Genomic DNA, 24950 nt, shown 5'->3' on the forward strand with positions numbered 1-24950 from the left:
TATTAAATTATAATATAACATATGATAAAAGACGAGAAATCGAAAACAATTTTTGAAGTGGAAGGGGCAGTAACTGCTTTACTACCTGCAGCAGAATTTAGAGTGAAACTGGATAATGAACATGAGATTATCTGTCATGTATCAGGGAAAGTGAGAAGAAGTAAAATACGCATCATTATCGGGGATAGGGTGTTAGTTGAGATGAGCATTTACGATAGGAATGCGAAAAAAGGTCGGATCATTAGAAGGCTTAAAGGTACAAGTGACAGAACGATCTCTAAATAATCTTATTCTTGCTTCATCATCGAAAAGGCGTATAGCTTTACTAAAACAAATAAATATTGAGCCAGGTTTAATTTTGCCAGCAGACATAGATGAAGCCCCTTTAAAAAAGGAACTTCCGAAGGATTACTCAATCCGTATGGCAAAAAGTAAAGCTGAGAAAATACAAAGTTCAAATCCAAATTACTTTGTGCTTGGTGTTGATACAGTTGTTGCTTGTGGTAGAAGGATATTGCTTAAAGCTGAAAACGTTGAGCAAGCAGAAAAATGCATCCGCTTGTTATCAGGAAGAAGGCATAGAGTATATACCAGTGTGTGTCTATTAACTCCCGATCAATCTAAACAACATATTAGAACTGTGGTTACAATAGTGAAATTTAAACGTCTCAGTGAACAAGAAATTAAGTATTATTTAGCATCAGAAGAGTGGAAAAATAGGGCAGGGGGATGCAATATACAAGGCCTAGCTGGGATGTTCGTATTGTTCTTACGCGGCTCCTACTCTTCCGTTATAGGGTTACCATTACATGAAACCTATTGTTTGCTAAGTAATTATTTTAACCGGGAGTGTTAAATAAACCATACGCGTCAAGTTAAGGCCCAATATAGCACCATTTAAAGTGGGTAGATACCCTTTCGAAATCCCTTAACAAGTGTGCCCAACAAATCTGTCTTTTTTCGTCACTGAAGTAGTGGGAGTGTTAAATAAACTGTGTCAAACCGAAAAAAAAGTAATAAATTGATATAAAAAAATGGAGGTTTGACAATGAGTCAGAAAGTAGTAAACAGAACTACCGGTTTGGTAGATTATAAAGAATTAGAAACAAATATCCTGTCGTCTATACGAGAAGGAAGACCGTTGACAGGGAGAAATGGAGCATTAACACCGTTTATAAAAAAGTTGCTGGAGGTAAGCCTGGAAGGTGAAATAGAAAACCACTTGTCGGCTGAAAGCGAAGAGAATAATCGAAGAAATGGGAGGAATGCAAAGACTTTACGTACAAGCGCAGGGTCATTTGAGCTTTTGACGCCAAGAGATAGGGAAGGAAGTTTCGAACCACAAATAGTCAAAAAAAGGCAAACAAACTTACATCCAGAGCTTGAAACGAAGATTTTGAGCACATTTGCCAGTGGTATGGGCTATAGAGATATAGTGTCACATGTTGAGGAAATTTATGATCACAAAATATCGGCGGCAGAGATATCAAGTATTACTGACAAATTGCTACCAGTAATCAACGAATGGCGTAGTCGCCCGCTGCAGTCTGTATATCCGATAGTTTTCATGGTTTTTTAAAGTCAAAGAGGACGGGCATTGCGTAAGTAAATGCATGTATAACATATTAGGCATAGATCAAAATGGCAAAAAAGAAGTATTAGGTTTTTATTTGGCTGAAAGTGAAGGAGCTAACTTCTGGTTGGGAGTGCTAAATGACCTCAAAGAAAGAGGAGTAGAAGATATCCTTATTGCCTGCGTTGATGGGCTGAAAAGCTTTCCTGCAGCTATAAACAGTGTCTTTCCTAATGCGGAAGTGCAGATGTGTATAGTGCATCAGATACGCAACTCACTGAAGTATGTGGCCAGTAAAGATGCGAAGAGTTTTTTGAGCGATTTAAAGAAGGTATATCAAGCTTCAAGCAAGGAAATTGCCGAGAATTATCTGTTGGAATTGGATGAAAAATGGGGCACAAAGTACCCTATGGTTATAAAATCTTGGCAGAATAATTGGGAAAACTTGTCTGGTTATTTTAAGTATTCTGGTCCAGTTAGGAGGATAATCTACACCACCAATCCCATAGAGGGGCTACATAGGCAAATTAGGAAATTCACTAAGACCAAAGGCTCATTTACCAGCATAAATGCCTTGTATAAGCAGGTATATTGTGCTATAAAGAAGGCAGAGGAAAAGTGGACGATGCCTGTACATGATTGGGCATTAACTATCTCTCAACTTGATGTTTTCTTTCCTGGCAGATTGAAAATTGAGTTGAACTAAAAATGCGGTTTGACACAGTTTATTTAACACTCCCTAAGAAATTACTGGGTTGCTGAGTGTCTTGCTGGTTACTTTTTTCCTCTTCTACATCTACATTACTTTGCTCTACTTCATTTGATTTTTCCACCTCTTGTTCAGGTTTACTTCTGCTTATATCCTCTTTGGATTCTTTTCCTGATTCTGGTTCAGGCTCTTTTCCTGGTTTTGGATCTGTGTCATCCACATCTTCTTCAGACTTACTTCTGCTTATAACTGTCTTATCTAACCATTCGGACATATTCTTGTCTGGATTATGAAAATACATTCGACTTATCTCCTTATTTTCATCAATAGAAATTACTACAGTTGCATTCTGACTTAATGGCCCCTCATTTAATCCATCACATTCACTAATGAGCGATTCATGAGAGTTCTTAATGTCTTTGATAAATTGAAGTTTTTCTTTTTCTGAAAAGTACTCGCATTTTACGTTATAAGTGGTGCCTTTGTATTTAAAACTAAACATCGATCCATGGTCTTTATATTCATCTACTAGTTCATGAATATTCTTGACATTTTGTATAGCTTTAAATTTTTCTTCTTCTGAAAGGTTCTTGTGATATTTATAAAGTGTACCTTTATATTTAAATTGAAACATCGATCCACGGTCTTCATATTCATCTAGTCCAGAATTCTTGACACGTTGTATAATTTGAAATTTCTCTTCTTCTGAAAGATCCTTGAGGTATATACTACCAGTTGTATCTTTATATTTAAATTGAAACATCGATCCATGGTCTTTATATTCATCTACACCCATCTGCTTGCAAATAGCTTTATAATTTTTTTCTTCTACTTCAAGTCCAATTGCATTTGCCATCAGCTGATTATTTATACGGTCTAACTCCTCTACTTTTGCTTCGGAAAGCTTAAATTGAAACACATGACCGAATTCATGGGCTAAAACGTTGTCCGTATAAGCGTCTTTATAGAGCAATACGCTTTCTCCGTTCGTCATCCCACCAGAAATATTGAGCGAAGATTGACTCCGTGAAAACCCAGGAACCAAAGTGCCATATCTCCTATAATCATCTCCATTATTAAAAATATAGGTATGCACAGTAACTTGAATATTACTAGCAATACAAAACTTTGCTTTATATGCTTCATAAGCATTTTTAATATCGAGCTTCATTTGCTCCTGTTCTTGTTGCGATACATTGTCATAATGTATTACGAAATTCAACTTTCCGTATTCAAAATTAAATTGATTAGGCAGCACATCTTGTACTCCTACGTATTTTGTATTCTCACCAAAGTTTCTTGATTGTGCAGTTTTATATAAATTATTATAGTATGTAAAAGAGTTTCCGTTAGGCAACTTAGGTATTTGTGCAATCGTTCTTCCATGGTTATCGTGGAAAGAAATTTTAGAATCACCAATCCTAAAATCCGTTATAGATTGCCCGCAAGTACCATCGTTTGCACAATCGTGATTATCTTTCTTATAAAACCATGCGTTAGTGTATTTTCCCATTTTGATACCTCACTACCAAACCTTACTATATTATTATCTTGGTAAAAATCATAATAATTCGTTAACTTGTATTTTAAATCTGTATATCAAATGTACTTTTCTCATAAAGTGCCAATTGTGAAGCTAATGAACTTTATTTGTTTAAAATTTTGCTGAAATAGCTCTTTTTATACTATGTTTTATATAGCTAAACTGACTTAGATTTACCGACAATTTGAAAAACGACAAATTCGTCATCCCGCTACTAGTTAGCGGAATCTATGCCGAGATACCGCGAATGAATCGCGGTATGAAGGTTCGCGGCGGGATGACGATAAGCTCGTCATCCCGCTACTTGTTAGCGGCTGAGAGATACCGCGGCGGTATGACGTAGGAAAACCTTTCTTAGGTTAGCTATAGTTCGCTATATTATGTGATTTTATTTTCCATAATATACATTATGTAATTTTCAATGCTAATAAAACTACTTCCCAACCTTTTAAACAGCAACTTGTCGAACCTCCAGATTAGTACTTAAGAGAAAGTGTTAAAGTATCTCTTTAAGTATTATATATTAGTATTTGGAGATCATACTTATTATAGATCTCCAAAGTACTCATAACGCGTAAACTATGTATTCCACTGGGTTATCAACCAAGTTATTCACAATGCCGTGAATAACCTCAATATATGCTTAAATAAGAAAATTGGTATTTCGGTAAAAGACAAGGAAGAAGGCTTCTTCCTTCTACTGTTTTTAACTTAACTATATGGCGAATTTCTAAGCAGGTACCTTTTCTTTTTCTTCTTGTGCGTGAGCTTCTTCTAGTCTACCACTAGGTTTTAATACTGCATATGTAATAACGCCAGCAACAATCCCGACTGCCAGCGCAGCAGCTACAGCTATGCCAACTATAGCTAATACTGATAATTGAACACCGGCAACACCACATCCAACACCGACTGCCAATGCAGCTATAACACCACAAGTGATACCAATTCCTATTGCTTTATTAGTTACTTGTTTAGTTTCTATCTCATGTTTCTCTTTCATTTTATCATTAAAACCTTTGGCAAAACCCTTGGCAAAACCCTTGGCAAAACTCTCGACAAAACTCTCGACAAAACTCTCGACAAAATCCCCAAGTTCATCAAAAAGCATTTGCTTGTCTTCAGGCGGCGTCCCATCAAATTTTACAACGTTGGGGAATTCAATATTTATAATCTCAGCATTTAATATTTCATCAAGTGATATATCTTTCTTTGTCATCTCATCAGAAATAACTTTCAAGCCTTCTTGATTCTTAATAACTCTACTATAGTAAAATAGTTTTTTAGTATATCTTTCACCATTTTTGAACTCTATGGTTGTACCACGAGCACTAAGAACTGCTAGTAAATCATCTTTTGAAACTCCTTGTAGAATTTCAGCAACGTTACCATGATCTTTTATTGCGTTCTGTAACCGATCATATAATTTCCTTTGTTCTTCTGTTAAACCAAACATGCAATTACTCCCATAAGTCTACTAAGTTTAATTATTGCATGTTTTATGTAAAAAATCAAATACAAAAAGTCTTATTAGGAATTATCACACACACTCAAACAAGAGAAAGGTGCTTGTGCTCGAAAAAGAACGTTACAAATACATATTTATTCAAACCTTTGCCTTCTTCTCAATATACCTACATATCAAAATGGACAATTCATATAGAATCAGCATTGGTATTGCAAGCCCTACTTGGCTTAATACATCAGGTGGAGTTAAGATTGCAGCGATAATAAAAATTACCACTATCGCGATTCTGCGTTTATTTGACAAACTTTGTGTAGTGAGTAACCCTACTCTCACCATCAATGTGAGTATTACTGGAATTTGAAATGCAGTGCCAAATGCAAACATAAATTGGAGAACGAGGTCTAAATATTCGCTAACTGATGGCATAAACTCTATCGGTATATCGAAGGATTTACCACTGTGTTCGAAGTTGATAAAAAACTTCCAGGCTAAAGGAAATATGTAGTAATAGACTACAGTAGCTCCCGTTACAAATAAAACCGGGGTTGCAATTAAGTATGGCAACAACACTGCCCTTTCACTTTTATATAACCCAGGTGCTAAGAACATATAGAATTGCCATGCAAACACAGGAAAAGAAAACAAAAGTGCGCTCATTATTGCGACTCTAAGATACACAAAAAATGCCTCTGTTAAGTCTGTGTAAATTAAAGAAAAACCTTCGCTATCTTTTGTTGCTTCTATTAAAGGTGCAAGTAAAAAACGGTATATATTTTCCTTAAAGTAGTAACAAAAACCAAAAGTAACGCAAAAAAATAGAAAGCAAAAGATAACTCTTTTTCTGAGTTCCGCAAAGTGCTCACAAAATGAAGCATATTTGTTTGGGTTTCCATTCATACTTTACTATGGCTCAATAATGCTATGTCTAACATTCTCAGCGAAAAAGCCCACTCATTGTCATACCACGCTGCAACTCTACAGATGTCGCCTGTAACATATGTACCAGTTGAATCCACAATTGCGCTATAAGGGTTATGCACAAAGTCTATTGAAACTAAAGGTTCCGTGCATATAGAAAGTACATTTGACATTGGAGAACCCTCTGTCATCCTAGTACCCTCTGATGTCATCCGAGTAGCTGACACTGGGATCCAGAAATTAGATTCCAGCGTCACGCGCTGGAATGACGTAGAGGAGAGAGCTGCATCCTTAAACATTTCATTTATTTCTTTAACGGTCGCTTTCTTATCAGTCGTAAATTTAAAATCAACCATAGAAACATTGCTAACTGGAACTCTGACGGCAGTGCCATCTAGCTTTCCCTTTAATTCAGGAATTACAGAACCGATTGTTTTTGCTGCCCCGGTTGTAGTTGGCACCATAGATAATCCGCAAGCCCTTGCTCTGCATAAGTCTCTATGATTGCCATCAAGAACATTTTGATCATTCGTATAGGCATGTATAGTAGTCATAAAGCCACTTTTTATACCTAGATTAGAGTGTAGGACTTTCACAATCGGAGCAAGGCAATTTGTAGTGCAAGAACCTGCTGATATTACTTTATGCTCTTTTTTGAGCATATCATTATTCACACCATAAACTATAGTTACATCAGCATTTGGAACTGGAGCAGAGACAATCACTTTCTCTGCATTGTGCCTTATTGCTTCTTCACGCTTGTTAAATGCACCAGTACATTCAAGTATTACATCAACATTCCAAGGAATATTTTCAGGGCTCCGTTCTCTATATAAAGAAAATTTTCTGCCATTTATAGATAGCCAATTTTGAGACTCATTAAAGTCAATATCACCACTGAATTTGCCATGAACAGAATCATATTTAATCAAATGTGCATGCTGCTTTGCACTGAGCGATCCATTCACAGCTACAACTTCTATTTGTTTGCTATATTCTTCTATTTCGAAAATAGCACGCAATACGCCTCTGCCTATTCTACCCAGACCATTAATTCCTACACGAATCGTCATCTCTTCATTCAAAAAATTTAATTATAGAGGATATCACTTGATATTTCATTCTATTCTTTTGCTTTTCTATCGATATGAACATTATAGCAAGGAGACAGGGCTAAAAAATTGCTTTACAAACTCCGCCAGCCCCCTTATCATGATAGTGAAGGTATTTAGTTATCTTCATCTGTGCAGATTAAACAGCAAGAAAACAACGTAGTTGGCGTCTTATTTTTAATTTTTTGCACTATGTGCACCTTATGTCTTCACAACATTTCTGGGTTTTTACCCACACAAGCTGAAACGCGCTTATAAGTCGTTTAAGACAGTATAGTACGCCAATTTGCAGGATTAGAGAGTGAACACTAATTACCACGGGGTTTCTTTTGCCTTTTTTTTTGCTTAGTAAATTTCTTAAACATTTTAGTTAAGGTTAGTTGCACTTAAAAGCAGCTAAATTGCAGTGTTTAAGACTTAAAAAACGCCAATACAGAAAATAGACAATGACTAGGGCTTCTTTTGCCTTTTTTTTCGTTTGGTAAATTTCTTAACGTTTGTAGCTAAAAGAGCCCAAGAGAGGTGTCATCCCGCTACTTGTTAGCGGGATCTATGTTAAGAGATACCGCGAATGAATCGCGGTATGACGTAGGACTGCTGTCATCCCAGTGCCCCTATGATGTCATTCCAGTCTGGAATCTAGCCTTTATTATTTGGTTGAAATTAAGTCTTCTGGATCCCAGTGTCAGCTACTTTCATAACATCATCATAAAGTAAAATGAGATCCCAGTGTTAGCTACTTGGATGACAGGGGAAGGTATTAGGATGACACCGTCATAAAGTAAAATGAGATCCCAGTGTCACGCACTGGGATGACATTATAGAGAGGCACTGGGATGACATTATAGAGAGGCACTGGGATGACAGCTACCCTGACAATCGTCATCCCGCTGCTTGTTAGCGGGATCTAGAGATACCGCGGCAGTATGACGGTTCGTGGTGGCATCTCGTTATCCCGCTGCTTGTTAGCGGGATCTAGAGATACCGCGGCGGTATGACGTAGAAGCTATACTTTTATAACCCAGTGTCCAATCTGGATTCCAGTTAGCGTTTTTAGTAACTAAGAAAAGTGCTTCCCCTTTTTAGAGAACTGCATATAATAGATTTGACATTGCAGTGCATTGTGCAAACAAAATTCCCAATACTACAGGAGGCTTTATGAATAAGAAATTTCTCTATTCACCATTGTCAATAAAAAGCATAGGAGAAAACGTTGTATTTTCTGGTTATGCTAGCGTTTTTAATATAGTTGATAAACAAAATGACCTGATCTTACCCGGAGCATTTAAGGAAAATTTAAACAGAAATAAAATAAAACTCCTTTGGCAGCACAATCCAGGTGAACCTATAGGTAATATTATAGATATTTGCGAAAATGATGTTGGCCTGTATATAACCGCACACTTACTTTTGGGCATCCAAAAAGCAAAGGAAGCGTACTTAATGCTCAAAACTGGAGTAATCAATGGACTTTCCATCGGCTATATACCTATAGAGTATGATGTTGATCATAAAAGCGGAGCTAGAGTGTTAAAACAAGTGGAATTATGGGAAGTCAGTTTGGTCACTTTTCCTGCAAACTTAGCTGCTCAGGTAATCAATGTGAAAAATCAGAACAATGAACAGGAAATGTTAGCAAGAGCGATAGAAAAAGCAAATGCTGTACTTACAGACATGTATAGCTCTTCTCATAATAATCCAAACAAGTTAAGATATGGCTCAATTTTTAAAGGTTATAGCAACAAAACGTCATGAAAATCTTGTATATATTGATGAATCTGGAATAGATAATACAGAAGACTACCCATACGGATATTGCAGAAAAGGAGAGAGGTTTCATTCATTAAAATCAGGTAAAAAAACTCAGCGTGTCAGTATGATTGCAGCTCTAAATAAAAGGAAGATCATTGCTCCATTGACCTTTGAAGGATACTGCAATAAGGATGTTTTCGAGGCTTGGTTTGAGCAGTTTTTAACTCCAATTTTAAGGTCTGGCCAAACTGTAATTCTTGATAACGCTACATTCCATAAATCTAAAAAAATAGATAATCTTGCTAGAGGAGTTGGTGCTGAAATTCTTTATCTTCCTCCATATTCTCCAGACTTTAACGAAATTGAGCATAATTGGTTTGCTATAAAGAATAGAGCTAGAAAAAATATCCCTATTTTTAAGTCTTTCCGTCAAGCTGTTGATTCTGCTTTTTTATTCTGACTATTATGAGAAGAGCTATACATTTCTGCTTAAAGTGTATTAGGCGGGCAAAGACTTTACCATAATTTGATACCTGCGTTAGTATTTATTTAACATTTATACTAATATATATAACTTTACTACTGTTAAAATTTTCTGTAAATCGAAGTTAAAAAATAAGGTAATTTTATGCTAAATACTAACAATACGGTTAATTATGAAATTAATGTTAAACGAAAGGAAAAAAAATACAGTTGGTCTACTGTATTTGCTTGGTTGTACTTAAAAACGATTGGACGAATACTACCAAAGAAATGGAACAAATGGGCGGAAAATATTCTATCTAATAAAGTAACATTTCAAGATACGACAATGCAGACCGAATGTGTTGAAACAACGGATAAAAATATTGGAGCTGACTTAAAACCTGAGGTTGCAGAAAAAGGGAGCCAGAGTGAAGTAATAAGTAAGGATGGAGAGGTTCAAACTGAAGAAAATAGTGAGTTCACTGATGAGAGTTGTTTTGATACTATAGTAAATGATGAATTCATTGATGAAGAATACGATAGTATGGAAGAAGTAAGCATAGAGGAGGAAGGTGTAAGTCAGGAACTAGAACTTGAGCGTTTACAAAATGCCTTCTTAAAAAAGGAAAATGAGGATTTGGAATCTAAACTTGCAGAATGCAAAGAAGAGTTGGTAGAGGTGAAAGAAAAAGACACGAAAATAAATAGTTTAATGCGGTTAAATGAAAGATTAGATGAAGATAAAAAGGAAATGGATGCTAAAAATAACGAACAACAGCGCACTATATCTGATCAAGAGAAAAGAATAAGAGAGCAAGAAGCTTTCATTAAATCACTTATCGATAAAAATAAAGATATAAATGAGGCTGTTAAGAAAGACAATGAAGATTTGCAAGCGCAAGTAACAAAACTCAAGGAAAATTTATCTGTAAAAGAGAAGGAGTCAACAGAACAATTGGAGAAGATAAATTGTCTACAGCAAAAAGAAACAGAATTGAAGCAAGAAAGAAAGATGTTGAATTAAAAGACAGAATTAATGCTTTAAATAGTGAAAAAGAGGAGCAGTTAAAAGCTATGAAAGAAGAACGCAAAATGCATGAGGAAAGTCAGCGTGAGTTAGAACGCAAATTAGAGAGCTTGGGAAGTCAATTAAGAACTGCTGAAGTAGAGAAAAAGAGCTCAGAAAATGAGATTGCTAGGTTGCAAGAACAAGTGCAGATCTTAGAAGGAAGTAAAGAATGGGAGTTAGCTGGAATAGGTGATACCTTAAATAAAACTTCTTTGAGCGTGATGGAATTGTTAGCGCAGCAACTACCACTAAATAATCAAGAGCAACAACTACAGGGAAAAAAAGTTGACTTAGAAGATAAATTAAAAATTTTAATCAGTCAGCTAAACGCTACTGAAGAAGAAAAGCAGATCTTAGAAGGAAATAAAGCTGAAGAAATAGAAAGACTAAAGGCAGAATTGGAGAGAAAATTAGAGTCTTCACAAGGGGATAATAAAAAGTTACAAGAGCAAGTTGAACATCTGAATGTAGAATTAGAAAAAGTAAGAAGTGTTGCAATGTCATCTGTTAAAGCGCATACAGACACACTTGGAGAAAATTACGAGTTGAAAATACAGCAAGTTGAAAATTCAACAGCTGAAGATGAACAACAAAATGGGAAGTTAACAGAGAAAGATACACAAGAACAGACAAAAGCTCAAGGATCAAGTATAATAAGCTTAAAGCCAGCATCTACTAAAAAATCACTTAATTATTGGGAGTGTTAAATAAACTGTGTCAAACCGCATTTTTAGTTCAACTCAATTTTCAATCTGCCAGGAAAGAAAACATCAAGTTGAGAGATAGTTAATGCCCAATCATGTACAGGCATCGTCCACTTTTCCTCTGCCTTCTTTATAGCACAATATACCTGCTTATACAAGGCATTTATGCTGGTAAATGAGCCTTTGGTCTTAGTGAATTTCCTAATTTGCCTATGTAGCCCCTCTATGGGATTGGTGGTGTAGATTATCCTCCTAACTGGACCAGAATACTTAAAATAACCAGACAAGTTTTCCCAATTATTCTGCCAAGATTTTATAACCATAGGGTACTTTGTGCCCCATTTTTCATCCAATTCCAACAGATAATTCTCGGCAATTTCCTTGCTTGAAGCTTGATATACCTTCTTTAAATCGCTCAAAAAACTCTTCGCATCTTTACTGGCCACATACTTCAGTGAGTTGCGTATCTGATGCACTATACACATCTGCACTTCCGCATTAGGAAAGACACTGTTTATAGCTGCAGGAAAGCTTTTCAGCCCATCAACGCAGGCAATAAGGATATCTTCTACTCCTCTTTCTTTGAGGTCATTTAGCACTCCCAACCAGAAGTTAGCTCCTTCACTTTCAGCCAAATAAAAACCTAATACTTCTTTTTTGCCATTTTGATCTATGCCTAATATGTTATACATGCATTTACTTACGCAATGCCCGTCCTCTTTGACTTTAAAAAACCATGAAAACTATCGGATATACAGACTGCAGCGGGCGACTACGCCATTCGTTGATTACTGGTAGCAATTTGTCAGTAATACTTGATATCTCTGCCGCCGATATTTTGTGATCATAAATTTCCTCAACATGTGACACTATATCTCTATAGCCCATACCACTGGCAAATGTGCTCAAAATCTTCGTTTCAAGCTCTGGATGTAAGTTTGTTTGCCTTTTTTTGACTATTTGTGGTTCGAAACTTCCTTCCCTATCTCTTGGCGTCAAAAGCTCAAATGACCCTGCGCTTGTACGTAAAGTCTTTGCATTCCTCCCATTTCTTCGATTATTCTCTTCGCTTTCAGCCGACAAGTGGTTTTCTATTTCACCTTCCAGGCTTACCTCCAGCAACTTTTTTATAAACGGTGTTAATGCTCCATTTCTCCCTGTCAACGGTCTTCCTTCTCGTATAGACGACAGGATATTTGTTTCTAATTCTTTATAATCTACCAAACCGGTAGTTCTGTTTACTACTTTCTGACTCATTGTCAAACCTCCATTTTTTTATATCAATTTATTACTTTTTTTTCGGTTTGACACAGTTTATTTAACACTCCCATTTCTTATCCAATATTTTTCCAGCAATTAAATCCGTTATTGATTCTATCTCATCATTCTTTTCATGGTTATTTGGGTCTAAAGAGGAAGAACAATCTGATAACAATCTTTCTTTGCTTAACTTATCAGAAGAACAATCCGATGATAATCTTTCTTTGCTTAAACCTGATGTTAATCACGATGCTGACGAAAATTACGTAGGCAATTACTCAGATTATCACCAACATGATGACCTAATATAGTGAAATAACGAACTTTTATCCCCTACCCTTCTAGTTGTATTTATAACTTTGCAGATATGGGAGGCGATAAAGGGAACTTAAACAACTAGATAAAAAACTAGGTGGATAATTCGGAAATTCTTGCATTTTTTGTCTATAATTTTGTAAAGAAATAACTTTTACTTTATCATAATCAAGTTTCCAGAAAGAGAGTGGTATTGCTTAAATAATTAGATAAAAAACCAGGTGGATCATTCCGAAATTCTTGCATTTTTGTCCATAATTTTGTTAAACAACTTCCCTTTTGGTCATGTCGAACCAAATTTCTTTTTCACACCACCTTTTAAGCCACCGATGACAGCTTCGTTAGTTTTTGTCATAATGCGATCAAACACTCCCAATAACCTCTTTAATAGGTTTGGAGTTAGCGAAGAGATAAGATCAACAGATACGTTATTGTTTTTGTCATCACCACTTGCTTTATAGTCTATTGAAACGATTCCCCTACTTTTCCCGCCAGTAAGAAGTTTCCCAATTATAGGAATTTTTAACAAAGATTTATTAATTGAATATGCTGGTATTACCTGTCCTTCAACTTGGAATTTATAATTTCTAATGTCGAGCTTACCGCTAGTGCTAATGCCTAATTCCGCCCCTTCAAGCCAAGATTCTTCAATTTCGACAGAGCCATCTTTGTATGAGAAAGGTACATTACATTTATAAAAGTATACACCTTCATCCTTTATAGCATTTACAATACCAGGAAGCGAAGACATCGATAATAAAGTAGTGAGTAGTGGAGCATCTTTGATATAAAAATTACTAATAGATAACATGCCATAATGTTCTTCATTTTCTCTTTGAGGAGATAGATAAAGAGAAAGTTTACCATTTTTGACTGATTTACTAATGCCTAAGGAACGCGAAAGTATACCTGCATTATCCGCATATATTTCGAGCCCTATTCCACTGTATTCCGCTAGTATGTTGCTGCTATCTTCTAGAAACTGTCCTGTAAATTGACTTCCATTGCAATTACCTTTAGTACAGGTTACATTCAGCTTAGCATTTTTGATAACGACGCCTTCTTTCATAATTACATTGTCAACATTCATACTAATTTCTATATCTTTGTTTAATCCATTATTGTTTTTGCCAAGCAAGCCTAAAATATCACTCAAATTGATTTTCTCACCATAAATAGTTATGGCATTTTTTTCCTTGCCTGATTCAATTTCTATACTAAAATCATTATCAGGCAATTTAAAACTACTAGAATTTAAATATAAATTTCCATTTCCTACTCTTCCGCTGAATTTTATATCTAGGTCATTTCCTATAACATCTAATTTGTCTACTAACAATTCATCGGCACCTTTTAATTTTACAGAGAACAAAACTTTATTGTGATCTTCAAAACGATTTTTCCACCCAAAATAACTTGAACGTGATTCAAGCTCTGATAAATCCATATTACCATTAACATGTCCCGTCTTATCTTGATTTATCACCGATTCTATATTTGTATTGACATAGCCACCTATATTTTCATCAAAATCAAGTATTTGAGCGGGTAAATCTCCGGTCAAATTCCAGGCAAAACTTTCATTCCTATTGCTACTTTTCAGGTCAAATAATAGCTGTGTGTTATTCACCATACCACTACCATTTAAATCTATAAAGTCACTGCCAAAACTAAGCTTAATGTCATATTTACCAAGACTTGCATTATAGACGGCCAAATTATCAATTTCAAAATGAAAATTTGCTGAGAAGTCTACTTTTTTGTCATCATCATTTAGATTAAAAATGCGAAAATTAAATACAGATTTTGCCATTCCACTTACTTTATCCCTTTCAACCTTCACCACATCATCCAGCTTAAATCTTATAGGCTCATATAAACCATACGCATCACTTACAGCTTGGCCATTAATGGTTAGAACTGAATTTTCCTTATTGAGAGATTTTATTTCAATATCACCACCATTAATAGTGAAATTCTGAAACTTAGCGCTATTTGCAGTAATTTTGAGATCGTTATTCTTGATGATCAAATCACCCTTTAATTCCTTTACTTGCTCAAAATCTTCATCAAATTTTACGCTACCATTTTCTATATCAGCAACAATTACAATGTCTGACAGATCGTCATCAACCAAATTGTTAATTTTGCCATTGAAACTTACAATGGTATTTAAAACATCCCCATTAATATTATCACAATACCAGCTTCTAAATTTACTATTCACTACACCATCTGGTACATAAGTACATAAATCCTTTGCAGCAAACTTGCTAATATTAATTCTAAGCAAAGCATGACTTGTACTAAAGTTCATCTTGCCTATTAAAGAGAGATACGTGTCATTTAACTTAAAATGGAAGTTTTTTACACTAATAATTCCATCACTATATGTTAAATTTATATTTACATTAGTTAAGGCCAAATTTTTGTTCAAATAATTTTCTGTATTCAATACGTATATATTTCCATCTACAATTTCATCCTTTTTATTAATTTTCACTGAGAAGCTTCCTTTGAATCCTATATTTTTGTCCAAATTGTAGCTTTTAACTAATGTAGAAAACTCGCTCAATAGTCCCAATTTTAGATTATAAAATGTCCCGTATACATTTAGCAAATTGTTGCGATTTTTTATTGTAATTGATAAATCATCCAAAAATCCCTTTCCATCTTTTGTATTCACATGAATATCTAAAACATTAAAATCTTCCCCCTTCCCTATATATAATTTATCAATAAAAAATTCATCTTCTGTGCTTTTATCAATAGCGATGTTAGTAAATTCAATTTTTGAATCCGCATTTAAGTCAAAAAAAAATTCCCTTATTGTTTTTAATAGATTTTTTGCACTGCTTTCTGTCATCTTGAAATTCTTCCCTGTCATTCCAGCACTCGTCCTTGTCATTCCAGCACTCGTCCTTGTCATCCAAGTAGCTTGACTACTTGTTTCTTTTTTTCTAGATTCCAGCGTCACGCGCTGGAATGACACCGAAGGAAGGCGGTTACTATTTAAATAATGATTATCCAAAAGGTCTAATGAGTTTTGCGGATTAACATTAGTTTCTTCTCTCTTGATACATACATGCACATTATCAGCTGAAACCTGAGAGAGATTTGTGCTAGCTTTAAATAAGGAACTTAACTTAAAATGTACAAAAAGCTCAGGAACTTTTATAGTAAAATTAGGGTTTGCTATTGCCAAATCTGTAATGACTAAATACGGATCTTTGCCATCTTTCTGCCAAACAACTGAGGTATTCTCCATATTAACGCTTGAGCCAACAAATATTTTTGATATTTTATGTTTAACATAAAAATTAATATAATTAATATTGATTTCTAAAGGCTTTAAAAAAATAAAGAAGCACAATATGAACAATAAAGCTACGGAAAATAATATAGTAATTTTTTTAAGCATCGATTATTGCTTTTCTTGCTAAAATATCAGCCTCCTCATTATATTTATTGCCACTGTGTGCTTTAACCCACTTCCAATCAATTTCGTGTTGTGAAGCAACGTTGTCTAGCTCTTTCCACAATTCCATATTTTTTACTGATTTTTTATTACTTGTTTTCCAGCCATTCATTTTCCACTTATTTATCCACTCTGTTATGCCATGCTTAATATAAAGACTATCCGTATATAAATTAATATTACAAGAAAATTTCAATACTTTTAGCCCATTGATCACCGCTGTTAACTCCATTTTATTGTTTGTGGTATTTTCTTCTCTACCATAAATGTCTTTTCTATAATCTTGAAATAATATGATAGCTGCCCATCCTCCCGCTCCAGGATTACCAGAACACGCCCCATCCGTGTATATTGTCACTTCTTTCTTACTCATCTTTGTTTATATCGGTTAACAAAGTATATAGTTGCTTTTATGAAAGCACAATTTCTAAAGGTAGTTTAAGCTGCACCTTTAAATTTTATTATAGAAACAAAAAAAAGTGTGACAACGAGCATTACCAAAAGGAAAAGTAAAAAATAGTTTTTATGCTTCTGCCGTTCTTTCATAACTAAAATAAATCAATAGAACAAAAAATAATACTGGCGAATAGGGAAAATAGATAAGAAATTGAATAAGAAAACATTTGTTTCTGTGAGTTGTGGTTCTTGAATCTGAGAATTGATATAGCGTACCAAATAAAGATGCAACCTGCAAAAATTGCCATGCTTAGATAAAGTAAAGCCTTTTTCAAAAATAGAGCTGGAAGCAAGCTGGTTAATACCAGCAACACACTATAAATTAATATATATTTTCTTGTTTTTTCCGGACCATAAACAATATTGAACATAGGAATCGATGCTCTTGCATAGTCTTCAGACTTATTTAAAGATAGGGCCCAAAAGTGTGGTGGAGTCCACATAAAAATTACTAAAAATAAAATGAAACTTTCCCAACTGACAGAATTAGTCACAGCTGCCCAGCCAATCATTGGAGGAAAAGCACCTGCTGCACCACCGATAACGATATTCTGTGGAGTACGCCTTTTTAGCCAAATTGTATATACGAAAACGTAAAATAATATGCTAACTGCAAGCAAAGCAGCAGAAATATAGTTTACTGCTATTGCCATGATAAATACTGACAATATTCCAAGAGTTATACCAAATTCAAGCGCACTTTCTGCAAGAATTCTTCCTGAGGGTATAGGGCGGTTTTTTGTCCTTTCCATGAGCAGATCTATGTCTCTGTCATACCACATATTTATAGCACCTGCAGATCCTGAGCCAAGAGCAACACATATAAGAGATATTAGTGCTAGAAAAGGGTGCATACTACCTGGTGTAGTAACCATACCAGCAACTGCAGTAAATACCACAAGATACATTATCCTTGGCTTCAGCAAACGCCAAAAATCCAGTATTGTTGATTCAACATTTAGCAAAACACTTGTGTACATTCTATTTTACCACTGGTGGCTTTTCGAAAGTATGAAAAGGCGGTGGTGAAGATACTGTCCATTCCAAGGTGTCACCTTCCCAAGGATTATCTCCAGCTTTTTTTCCCCATTTAAAGAGATGTATAACTATAAACACAAAAAACATAACTGAAACAAAGGACATATATGAGCCAATTGAGGATATATAATTCCAAGGAATAAACGCATCAGGATAATCAGGTATACGCCTTGGCATGCCAGCTAATCCTAAGAAATGTTGAGGTAAAAAAGTGATATTGGTACTAATAAAAGTAAGCCAAAAGTGGATTTGACCTAAGCGCTCATTATATTGTTTACCCGACATTTTACCAATCCAATAATAAAAGCCAGCAAAAGCTCCAAATAATGCAGCAAGTGACATGACATAATGGAAGTGAGCAACAACATAGTAGGTATCATGCAGAAGCTTATCTATTCCACCATGAGAAAGAATTATTCCCGTTATGCCACCGCCAACAAACATGAAAATAAAACCTAGTGCAAATAGCATAGGGGTCTTAAACTCAATTGCTCCACCCCACATAGTTGCAATCCAGCTAAAGACTTTTACACCAGTTATAACACCGATAAAAATTGTGGTAGTGCTAAAAAATGCAGCAGCGTCAGCACTAAGCCCAACAGTGAACATATGATGAGCCCACACCATAAAGCCAAATACTGCTATACCTATCATAGCATAAACCATCCCTATGTAACCAAATACAGGTCTGTGAGAAAAAGTTGATACAACCTGACTTATGATGCCAAATGCAGGAAAAATAATTACGTAAACTTCTGGATGACCAAAAAACCAAAATAGATGTTGAAATAACACAGGATCTCCGCCACCGGCAGGATCAAAAAAGGAAGTACCAACATTGCGATCAGTAAGAAGCATAGTTATAGCACCGGCAAGCACTGGTAAGGCAACAATCAACATAAATGCTGTTAGCAAGACAGACCAAACAAACAGTGGCATCTTAGTTAATGACATTCCTTTTGTGCGCATGTTAAATATAGTAACTATAAAGTTGATCGCCCCAACAATTGACGACATACCAGCAACATGAAGTGCAAGTATAGCAATGTCAACTCCTGCACTTGGATGGGACATTACCTGTGATAAAGGTGGATATAAAGTCCAACCTGTACCTGGACCTTCACCAATAAACACTGAGAGAATGAGCAAAATAAAAGATGACACTAATAACCAAAAACTTAAATTATTCATACGAGGAAATGCCATATCTGGTGCGCCAATCATGAGAGGTACAAACCAGTTACCAAATCCTCCCATGAGGGCTGGCATTATCATAAAAAACACCATTATCAACGCATGCCCTGTAACCATTACGTTATATAATTGATAATTATTGTTAAGTATATTAATGTGCATTAGATGAGTGCGAATAATCACCGATAATAATCCACCAATAATTCCAGCTAATATGGAAAAAATAATGTACAGTGTCCCTATGTCTTTATGATTAGTGGAAAACAACCAACGCTTTATGCCCTTTGGTATGTCACTCATATCTATACTCCAAATTTAACTCACTAATTTTCTATTTTCAATCCACTTATTAAAATCTTCTTTGCTTACTGCTTCAACAACAATTGGCATAAATCCATGGCCTTGACCACACAATTCATAGCACTGCCCGTAATAAACACCAGACTTTTTGATATTAAACCACGCCTCATTCAGCCTACCTGGTATCGCATCAATTTTTACACCGAAAGCCGGTACTCCCCAGCTGTGTATCACATCTCCTGCTGTAACTTGTAAACGAACGTTAGTATTAATGGGTAAAACGATGTTGTTATCAACAGAGAATAGCTTTAAATCTCCTTCGATAAAGTCTTCTTTTCCCTTAATATAACTATCAAATGACACACCTTGATATTCTGGATATTGGTAACTCCAATACCATTGATGGCCAATAACTTTCAGTGTTATATCAGCTTTCGGTATTTCTTCCTGTAGCTTCAGTAATTTAGCGTTTTCAAAGGCTAATATACCAGCAATAATCGTTGGTATAACAAACCAAACAATTTCTAAAAGGACATTGTGGTTAGTTTGGCTTACGTTTGCCACTTTGCTTTTACGAAAGCGAAATACTACATAAGCAAGCAGCGCCCACACAAAAAGCATTATTGCAACCATCACAACCATTACAAACGAATGTGACCTAACTACAGCCTCCATTACTTCAGTTGCAGGAGCAGGAAATCCAAATTGCCAGGAAGTAGGAGCAGAGGCAACAGATATATTTGAGTAAAATATTATCAATAGTGCAAATAACTTCACCATATCTTTTGTTTGTTTGCTATAAAACTAAATGATATACTGTATAATAGCATATATAAACTTACTATGCAAATAGAGATTAGTGATGGTTAATAATTTTTTAGCATTCAATAAGTATAATAGTACAATACTAATTTGAGGAAAAAAGCATTTACATAAATCTATTGTAAGGAAAAATATTATAATATTTTAAATTAAGTATTTACTTTAAGTAAATTCTATAATAAGTTTAATAGTGTCTGTTACTGCTAATAACCCTCTAGCCTCACACCTAAAAGCAGTAACAGACACTATTAAACTTTATGACAAGTTTATAATTTGCAAGATCAAAATCTTACAAGTTCCTTTATTTTATTATACATTGCAGTTTGTTAATTAACTTTTAATGCCTATGGTAGCATTTACAGCTTGGACCAAAGATTTACGCATTATAGAAAATAATTATAAAAAAACACACTATATTTGTATACCATACAAACTTTTTTCATTCTGCATAGCTGAGTTACTAGATTCTGTAAACGAAATCTTTAGAGAAGCCAAATAGAGCTACCTTTCTATAAAAGACCTATCGACTGTTGCAATTATAGGTGTAAACAAGAATGATAAAAGAGTACGGGATTGAGTAACTATGTACACTTCTGCTGGCATACCAGGGTATAGGTATACATTTTTAAATTGAGCAAGCTCTGACTTTGGTATCACCACGCGCACTGAATAATAACGCCCTAGTCTTGGATCATCAAGAGCATCAGGAGAAATATGGCTTACTATACCACTAATTAAACTTAAACGACGTGCACTGTAAGCACTCAGCCGGACTTTAACCTTTAGCCCTTCTAGCCCATCAATAGAGACTATGTTGCTATCTTTCTTTTGTGCTGACAGTACCTCTTCTATGTTTCTGGTCTGAATTTTAGCATCTATTATTAGGTCATCATCCGATGGCACTACGCTCATGATTGGAACTCCAGATTGTATAACACCACCTTCAGTATGGTATCTTATATCTGTGACTATCCCATCTTGAGGGGATTTAATTATTGTACGTGCTAATGAATCTTCAGCAACCATCAGCCTCTCTTTCAAGTCTGCAATAGACGTACTAACTTCCTTAAGTTCAGCGTTTGCTCTTTCTTGAGAATCATTTCTCACGTTTATAATTTCTAATTCATTCTCTCCAATTTTTTGCTGCACTTGAGATATTGCAGAACGGTAATGTCCAACTCTGCCTTCAATTTCAGCAAACTGTTTTTCTAAAGCTAAAATGTGTGGTTTGCTTATATGGCCACTATCAAGTAATTGTCTTTTTGTTTCCAACTCCTCAGTTATCAAGTCATATTGCTTATGAGCTGCATTTAGTTGAAAGTTTAGCCCAGCTAATTCATCATTTAACTGCTTTATACGTTGTTGCAGTATGTCTGTTTTTCCCAATATGCTCTTTCTCTGAGAGTTGAACAACTTTACTTGATTCTTTATCGCTTTATTTACAAGTTCATCGTGAGATAATTTTTTAACCTCATCAGGAAACTCGAGCGTGTCTAAATCTCCTCTGATTGCAATAAGCCTTGCTTCTGTTGCTAAAAATGATAAGAGCTTCTCTTTGATAATACTTAAATTCGCCTTCTCGTTAACATCACTCAACAAAACTAGAGGCTCATCTTTTTTAACTGCTTGGCTCTCTTTGACTAAAATTTTGCTTATTATTCCTCCGCCCAAGTGTTGAACTATTTTCCTATTTGAAGATACAATAACTTCTCCACTTGCATGCACCGCACCGTCAATTGGAGCTATAGCCGACCAAATACCACCTATCCCAAAAAAGATGAGTATTACTACCAGACCAAAAAATAGTGGTCCCCATGTTACTCTCAGAACTTCATTTACGTTATTACTTTCGCGTTTTAAAATAAAATTTATCACTGCATCAATCAATGCAAACGTCTTATCCAAAAATTTTGGGTACTTCTTCTTTTTATTTTTTGCTCCTTGCATATTTATATTATCACTATGGCCAATCAGGCCTGTCAAAGAAAATCCAGCGCTAAGCTTTTTTAACTTACTTATCATAATACTACTGTGAATTTGTGTTAACTCAAGATAACACACAAAAACAAAGAATCTATAATTTAGGCATTCCATTTAGACTGCAGAGCACCAGAATAAACTATTTAGTAACAATTCCTGCATCAACTATGTTTTTAAAATTTTTTGACGTTTAACTTTATTATAACTTTTCCTTTATTTTGTGAATATCTGAGTTACTTATATTATGTAAGAAATCTATTGCCAACCAGTCGATATTCTGTTAGGAATTAAGATAATATAAAGTTATTATGTTTAGATTGGAAAGTAGAAAGTTCCTGATCACTGGCGCATCAGGCGGAATAGGGCAAGCAATTGTAAAAATTATGCACAAAGCCGGAGCAACTTTATGTATTTCTGGCACAAAAAAAGAAGTGCTCGAAGAAGTTGCTAAACAATATGAAAAAAATATGCACATACTCCCTTGTGACTTATCAAATGCTGAGGAAGTAAATCAACTAGTAAATAGAGCAAGTGAGTTGATGGAAGGCTTTGACGGGCTTATATGCAATGCGGGCATTACGCGAGACAGTTTATTATTGAGAATGACAGATGAAGCATGGCAAAAAGTAATTGATATTAACTTGAGCTCTACATTTAAGCTGAGTAGAGAAGCATGTAAGAGACTAATTAAGAATAATTGGGGAAGAATTATAAATATTTCCTCAATAATAGGGCTGACAGGAAACGCCGGGCAAGCAAATTATGCAGCGTCTAAAGCTGGAATAATAGCTATGAGCAAATCTATAGCAAAAGAAGTTGCAAGTCGTAATATAACAGTAAATTGTATTGCTCCTGGGTTTATAGATACTAAAATGACTGAAGTTTTAAATGAAGGACAAAAGGGAAAAATATTAGATAATATTCCAATGAAAAGAATGGGAACAGGGGAAGAAATAGCAGCAGGGGTCTTATTTTTAGCAAGTGATGAAGCAAAATATATAACAGGGCATGTGCTTAACATTAATGGTGGGTTATTTATGTAGCAACACTTATGTATAGACAAATTATAATTTTTACTTTAAAATAAAAATATGTGTAGGTTTGCGTTTGCGTTAATTTATTATTTAAAGGCAAGAAAATGAGCTCTATAATAAAAAGATTTTTTAGTGTTTTTTGTGTAGTATTACTTTTCTCTTTCTCAGGTTATGCAGCTACCACTGATCCTGATATGGATGACACAACTAAAGTAATATGCAATATTATTGGTTACGTTTGGGGAATAGGCGGTCCACTTATGACGGTAGTAATAATTGGTGCAGCTTTGCTTGCAATATTTGGCAGGATGCCGTGGCCAGCCCTCTTTGCTCTAGGCATGTTCTGTGGTGTATTTTTTGGCGCTAAAACTATCATAACGAAAATTATGCCCAACGTAAGTGATGAAGCAAAAGCTATGTTGGAAAAGTGTGGAAAATAACCCATAAAAGTGCAGAAATGCTTTTTTGTTATCCATTAAATCGCTTCATATCTTCAACTTGCAACAAATAAGGACTATCTTTTGGTAGAGTTTTAACAGCTAGCTCAGCATATTTTGTAAATTGCTTTAAATCACCTTCAATACAAGCCTTTTTTGTCAAGGCAAAATAATGCATTGCCGTATCAGCTTCACATTTATATGCAATGCTTAAATATTTCCAGACAAAAGCGTTATTTGGTTCTACATTCAAAATCTGCTCCAGGTAAAAAATCGCCTTTTTTGCATCACCGTGTAATAATAAAGTATGAGATAATGCAAGTTTCACTAAATAACTGTTTTTCTCAGATAAATACCTAAGCGATTCCTCATACATTTTTATTGCTTCACTTAAATTTCCGGCCTTGTATAGCATTTCTGCTTTTAATTCATATAGGTATGGGTCATTGCGTGACTCTTGAATCAATGAATTAACTTTAGCAATAGCCTCTTCTATCTTTCCTTGCCTATAGCAAACTATAGCATTTACATACTCAGAATTATTTTCATATTTATTAGATAACACATGAATAGGAACAAAGAAAGAGTCTAACTTTGCAACCACACGCTCAAACTTTAGTAACTTATCCGCAAAAATTGGTTTTACGTTGTTTTTGACCTTATAATTTTGTACAGCAAATATGCGTTTCTCACTAAGTGGGTGAGTGCGGAAATATTCCTCGGTGTTCTCATGCTCAATACTTTTAAAATAATCAAAAATCTCTTTCATACCTGAATTATCATAGCCAGATTCATCAAGGTACCTTAAAGCATAGCTATCTGCTACACTTTCTTGCTCTTGAGAATAGTTAAAAAATAGCCCTGAACTGAGTGCTACACCACTAAGCAAAATTGCACCAGCAACCTGAGGGTTAATGATAATACTAGAAACTAATCCTACCATATAACTAATCATTGCTATCGATTGAAAATAACCCATAGCACTACTCATTTGCAATATATGACCAGCAGATATGTGAGCAATCTCATGTGCTAATATACCAAGCAGGACATAAGGTTTAGCCGAGTATTGTAAAAGTCCTAAATGAATGAAGATACTGTTGTTGTTAATTACAAAAGCATTAATCGAATTATCATTAATTATAAAAACTTTCATTCGGTCACTATCAATGTTTGCAGCGAAAAATAAAGGTTGCGCTAGCTCTTTCACTATTGCTTCCACTTCACTATCTCTAATAATGTTAATAGAGTAAGCATTATTATAATATGCAAAAAAGAACAATAAGGTCAAAAACTTAGCAATTCTAAACATGGAAATTCTGT

The 24950-nt window shown here is 35.0% G+C and carries 21 protein-coding genes and 3 pseudogenes; 11 read left to right on the top strand and 13 right to left on the bottom strand.

Features of this window, described 5'->3' with window-relative positions:
• Positions 1–21: 21 nt before the first annotated feature.
• The 3 genes and pseudogenes from infA to ACFZP3_RS02860 all read left to right on the top strand — a co-directional run bounded on the left by infA (position 22) and on the right by ACFZP3_RS02860 (position 2279).
• Positions 22–285, top strand: coding sequence for a translation initiation factor IF-1 (gene infA / locus ACFZP3_RS02850; protein WP_164224845.1), 264 nt, complete (start codon positions 22–24; stop codon positions 283–285).
• Positions 263–856: a Maf family nucleotide pyrophosphatase gene (locus ACFZP3_RS02855; protein ID WP_064125248.1), complete on the top strand. Its 594-nt coding sequence runs from the start codon at positions 263–265 to the stop codon at positions 854–856. Before infA ends, ACFZP3_RS02855 begins: the two co-directional genes overlap by 23 nt.
• Positions 857–1048: 192 nt before the next feature.
• Positions 1049–2279 (top strand): annotated as a pseudogene (locus ACFZP3_RS02860) (IS256-like element ISWpi15 family transposase).
• A gap of 19 nt (positions 2280–2298) precedes the next feature.
• Here ACFZP3_RS02860 and ACFZP3_RS02865 read toward each other — a convergent pair.
• From ACFZP3_RS02865 to ACFZP3_RS02880, 4 genes are all read right to left on the bottom strand, one after another.
• Positions 2299–3795, bottom strand: a complete 1497-nt coding sequence (locus ACFZP3_RS02865) for a hypothetical protein (protein WP_386086811.1) — start codon at positions 3793–3795, stop codon at positions 2299–2301.
• Between the two features lie 760 nt (positions 3796–4555).
• Positions 4556–5281, bottom strand: coding sequence for a hypothetical protein (locus ACFZP3_RS02870; protein WP_353281450.1), 726 nt, complete (start codon positions 5279–5281; stop codon positions 4556–4558).
• A gap of 150 nt (positions 5282–5431) precedes the next feature.
• Positions 5432–6190: a twin-arginine translocase subunit TatC gene (tatC, locus tag ACFZP3_RS02875; protein WP_253309061.1), complete on the bottom strand. Its 759-nt coding sequence runs from the start codon at positions 6188–6190 to the stop codon at positions 5432–5434.
• Positions 6187–7284 carry a type I glyceraldehyde-3-phosphate dehydrogenase gene (locus ACFZP3_RS02880; RefSeq protein ID WP_386086812.1) on the bottom strand — a complete coding sequence of 366 codons (1098 nt, stop codon included), beginning with the start codon at positions 7282–7284 and terminating at the stop codon, positions 6187–6189. The genes tatC and ACFZP3_RS02880 overlap by 4 nt, the downstream gene beginning before the upstream one ends.
• A 591-nt stretch (positions 7285–7875) precedes the next feature.
• On the opposite strand from ACFZP3_RS02880, the gene ACFZP3_RS02885 reads away from it, so the two are divergent.
• Positions 7876–8040 (top strand): hypothetical protein, encoded by a 165-nt coding sequence (locus ACFZP3_RS02885; RefSeq protein ID WP_264688295.1) that lies wholly within the window; start codon positions 7876–7878, stop codon positions 8038–8040.
• A gap of 43 nt (positions 8041–8083) precedes the next feature.
• On the opposite strand, the gene ACFZP3_RS02890 is transcribed toward ACFZP3_RS02885, so the two are convergent.
• Complete coding sequence (locus tag ACFZP3_RS02890) at positions 8084–8209, bottom strand: hypothetical protein (RefSeq protein WP_386086813.1); 126 nt, start codon at positions 8207–8209, stop codon at positions 8084–8086.
• Positions 8210–8481: 272 nt separating this feature from the next.
• On the opposite strand from ACFZP3_RS02890, the gene ACFZP3_RS02895 reads away from it, so the two are divergent.
• The 4 genes and pseudogenes from ACFZP3_RS02895 to ACFZP3_RS02910 all read left to right on the top strand — a co-directional run bounded on the left by ACFZP3_RS02895 (position 8482) and on the right by ACFZP3_RS02910 (position 11316).
• Complete coding sequence (locus ACFZP3_RS02895; RefSeq protein WP_386086814.1) at positions 8482–9078, top strand: HK97 family phage prohead protease; 597 nt, start codon at positions 8482–8484, stop codon at positions 9076–9078.
• Positions 9041–9535, top strand: a pseudogene (locus ACFZP3_RS02900) (IS630 family transposase); the annotation flags it as partial. The gene ACFZP3_RS02895 and the pseudogene ACFZP3_RS02900, both read left to right, overlap by 38 nt.
• 168 nt (positions 9536–9703) lie before the next feature.
• Positions 9704–10564, top strand: a complete 861-nt coding sequence (locus tag ACFZP3_RS02905) for a hypothetical protein (protein ID WP_386086815.1) — start codon at positions 9704–9706, stop codon at positions 10562–10564.
• On the top strand, positions 10510–11316 hold the full coding sequence (locus ACFZP3_RS02910) for a hypothetical protein (RefSeq protein WP_386086816.1): 807 nt from the start codon (positions 10510–10512) through the stop codon (positions 11314–11316). The genes ACFZP3_RS02905 and ACFZP3_RS02910 overlap by 55 nt, the downstream gene beginning before the upstream one ends.
• 23 nt (positions 11317–11339) lie before the next feature.
• Here the strand turns inward: ACFZP3_RS02910 and ACFZP3_RS02915 are convergent.
• Positions 11340–12570, bottom strand: a pseudogene (locus ACFZP3_RS02915) (IS256-like element ISWpi15 family transposase).
• A 185-nt stretch (positions 12571–12755) separates the two neighbouring features.
• On the opposite strand from ACFZP3_RS02915, the gene ACFZP3_RS02920 reads away from it, so the two are divergent.
• Positions 12756–12884, top strand: coding sequence for a hypothetical protein (locus ACFZP3_RS02920; RefSeq protein WP_264688292.1), 129 nt, complete (start codon positions 12756–12758; stop codon positions 12882–12884).
• A gap of 287 nt (positions 12885–13171) precedes the next feature.
• Here the strand turns inward: ACFZP3_RS02920 and ACFZP3_RS02925 are convergent, their stop codons facing one another.
• The 6 genes from ACFZP3_RS02925 to ACFZP3_RS02950 all read right to left on the bottom strand — a co-directional run bounded on the left by ACFZP3_RS02925 (position 13172) and on the right by ACFZP3_RS02950 (position 22198).
• Positions 13172–16309, bottom strand: a complete 3138-nt coding sequence (locus tag ACFZP3_RS02925) for an AsmA-like C-terminal domain-containing protein (RefSeq protein WP_386086817.1) — start codon at positions 16307–16309, stop codon at positions 13172–13174.
• Complete coding sequence (rnhA, locus tag ACFZP3_RS02930) at positions 16302–16739, bottom strand: ribonuclease HI (RefSeq protein ID WP_253309066.1); 438 nt, start codon at positions 16737–16739, stop codon at positions 16302–16304. Before rnhA ends, ACFZP3_RS02925 begins: the two co-directional genes overlap by 8 nt.
• A 175-nt stretch (positions 16740–16914) precedes the next feature.
• Positions 16915–17802 (bottom strand): heme o synthase, encoded by an 888-nt coding sequence (locus tag ACFZP3_RS02935; protein ID WP_386086818.1) that lies wholly within the window; start codon positions 17800–17802, stop codon positions 16915–16917.
• A 1-nt stretch (position 17803) separates the two neighbouring features.
• Positions 17804–19354 (bottom strand): cytochrome c oxidase subunit I, encoded by a 1551-nt coding sequence (gene ctaD / locus ACFZP3_RS02940; RefSeq protein WP_386086819.1) that lies wholly within the window; start codon positions 19352–19354, stop codon positions 17804–17806.
• Between the two features lie 15 nt (positions 19355–19369).
• Positions 19370–20134 (bottom strand): cytochrome c oxidase subunit II, encoded by a 765-nt coding sequence (coxB, locus tag ACFZP3_RS02945; RefSeq protein WP_264732220.1) that lies wholly within the window; start codon positions 20132–20134, stop codon positions 19370–19372.
• Between the two features lie 543 nt (positions 20135–20677).
• Positions 20678–22198: an HlyD family type I secretion periplasmic adaptor subunit gene (locus tag ACFZP3_RS02950; protein WP_253309070.1), complete on the bottom strand. Its 1521-nt coding sequence runs from the start codon at positions 22196–22198 to the stop codon at positions 20678–20680.
• Positions 22199–22464: 266 nt separating this feature from the next.
• Between ACFZP3_RS02950 and fabG the strand changes: the two genes are divergently transcribed.
• Together fabG and ACFZP3_RS02960 are read left to right on the top strand one after the other, a co-directional pair.
• Positions 22465–23199, top strand: coding sequence for a 3-oxoacyl-[acyl-carrier-protein] reductase (gene fabG, locus ACFZP3_RS02955; protein ID WP_253309071.1), 735 nt, complete (start codon positions 22465–22467; stop codon positions 23197–23199).
• A 95-nt stretch (positions 23200–23294) separates the two neighbouring features.
• Positions 23295–23630, top strand: coding sequence for a TrbC/VirB2 family protein (locus tag ACFZP3_RS02960; protein ID WP_253309072.1), 336 nt, complete (start codon positions 23295–23297; stop codon positions 23628–23630).
• 28 nt (positions 23631–23658) lie between these two features.
• Here the strand turns inward: ACFZP3_RS02960 and ACFZP3_RS02965 are convergent, their stop codons facing one another.
• The gene (locus ACFZP3_RS02965) at positions 23659–24939 is read right to left on the bottom strand and encodes a M48 family metalloprotease (RefSeq protein WP_264688286.1); all 1281 of its coding nucleotides are present in this window, start codon (positions 24937–24939) and stop codon (positions 23659–23661) included.
• Positions 24940–24950 lie beyond the last annotated feature (11 nt).

It is taken from the genome of Wolbachia endosymbiont (group A) of Norellia spinipes, from assembly GCF_964273535.1.

What these genes read in the sequence shown, in the direction of transcription:
- coxB (WP_264732220.1), bottom strand. Translation starts at nt 20,134, where the DNA reads ATGGTGAAGTTATTTGCACTATTGATAATATTTTACTCAAATATATCT.
- fabG (WP_253309071.1), top strand. Translation starts at nt 22,465, where the DNA reads ATGTTTAGATTGGAAAGTAGAAAGTTCCTGATCACTGGCGCATCAGGC.
- ACFZP3_RS02885 (WP_264688295.1), top strand. Translation starts at nt 7,876, where the DNA reads ATGTTAAGAGATACCGCGAATGAATCGCGGTATGACGTAGGACTGCTG.
- ACFZP3_RS02960 (WP_253309072.1), top strand. Translation starts at nt 23,295, where the DNA reads ATGAGCTCTATAATAAAAAGATTTTTTAGTGTTTTTTGTGTAGTATTA.
- ACFZP3_RS02880 (WP_386086812.1), bottom strand. Translation starts at nt 7,284, where the DNA reads ATGACGATTCGTGTAGGAATTAATGGTCTGGGTAGAATAGGCAGAGGC.
- ACFZP3_RS02865 (WP_386086811.1), bottom strand. Translation starts at nt 3,795, where the DNA reads ATGGGAAAATACACTAACGCATGGTTTTATAAGAAAGATAATCACGAT.
- ACFZP3_RS02950 (WP_253309070.1), bottom strand. Translation starts at nt 22,198, where the DNA reads ATGATAAGTAAGTTAAAAAAGCTTAGCGCTGGATTTTCTTTGACAGGC.
- ACFZP3_RS02895 (WP_386086814.1), top strand. Translation starts at nt 8,482, where the DNA reads ATGAATAAGAAATTTCTCTATTCACCATTGTCAATAAAAAGCATAGGA.
- ACFZP3_RS02925 (WP_386086817.1), bottom strand. Translation starts at nt 16,309, where the DNA reads ATGCTTAAAAAAATTACTATATTATTTTCCGTAGCTTTATTGTTCATA.
- tatC (WP_253309061.1), bottom strand. Translation starts at nt 6,190, where the DNA reads ATGAATGGAAACCCAAACAAATATGCTTCATTTTGTGAGCACTTTGCG.
- ACFZP3_RS02905 (WP_386086815.1), top strand. Translation starts at nt 9,704, where the DNA reads ATGCTAAATACTAACAATACGGTTAATTATGAAATTAATGTTAAACGA.
- ACFZP3_RS02935 (WP_386086818.1), bottom strand. Translation starts at nt 17,802, where the DNA reads ATGTACACAAGTGTTTTGCTAAATGTTGAATCAACAATACTGGATTTT.
- ctaD (WP_386086819.1), bottom strand. Translation starts at nt 19,354, where the DNA reads ATGAGTGACATACCAAAGGGCATAAAGCGTTGGTTGTTTTCCACTAAT.
- rnhA (WP_253309066.1), bottom strand. Translation starts at nt 16,739, where the DNA reads ATGAGTAAGAAAGAAGTGACAATATACACGGATGGGGCGTGTTCTGGT.
- ACFZP3_RS02890 (WP_386086813.1), bottom strand. Translation starts at nt 8,209, where the DNA reads ATGACGATTGTCAGGGTAGCTGTCATCCCAGTGCCTCTCTATAATGTC.
- infA (WP_164224845.1), top strand. Translation starts at nt 22, where the DNA reads ATGATAAAAGACGAGAAATCGAAAACAATTTTTGAAGTGGAAGGGGCA.
- ACFZP3_RS02870 (WP_353281450.1), bottom strand. Translation starts at nt 5,281, where the DNA reads ATGTTTGGTTTAACAGAAGAACAAAGGAAATTATATGATCGGTTACAG.
- ACFZP3_RS02965 (WP_264688286.1), bottom strand. Translation starts at nt 24,939, where the DNA reads ATGTTTAGAATTGCTAAGTTTTTGACCTTATTGTTCTTTTTTGCATAT.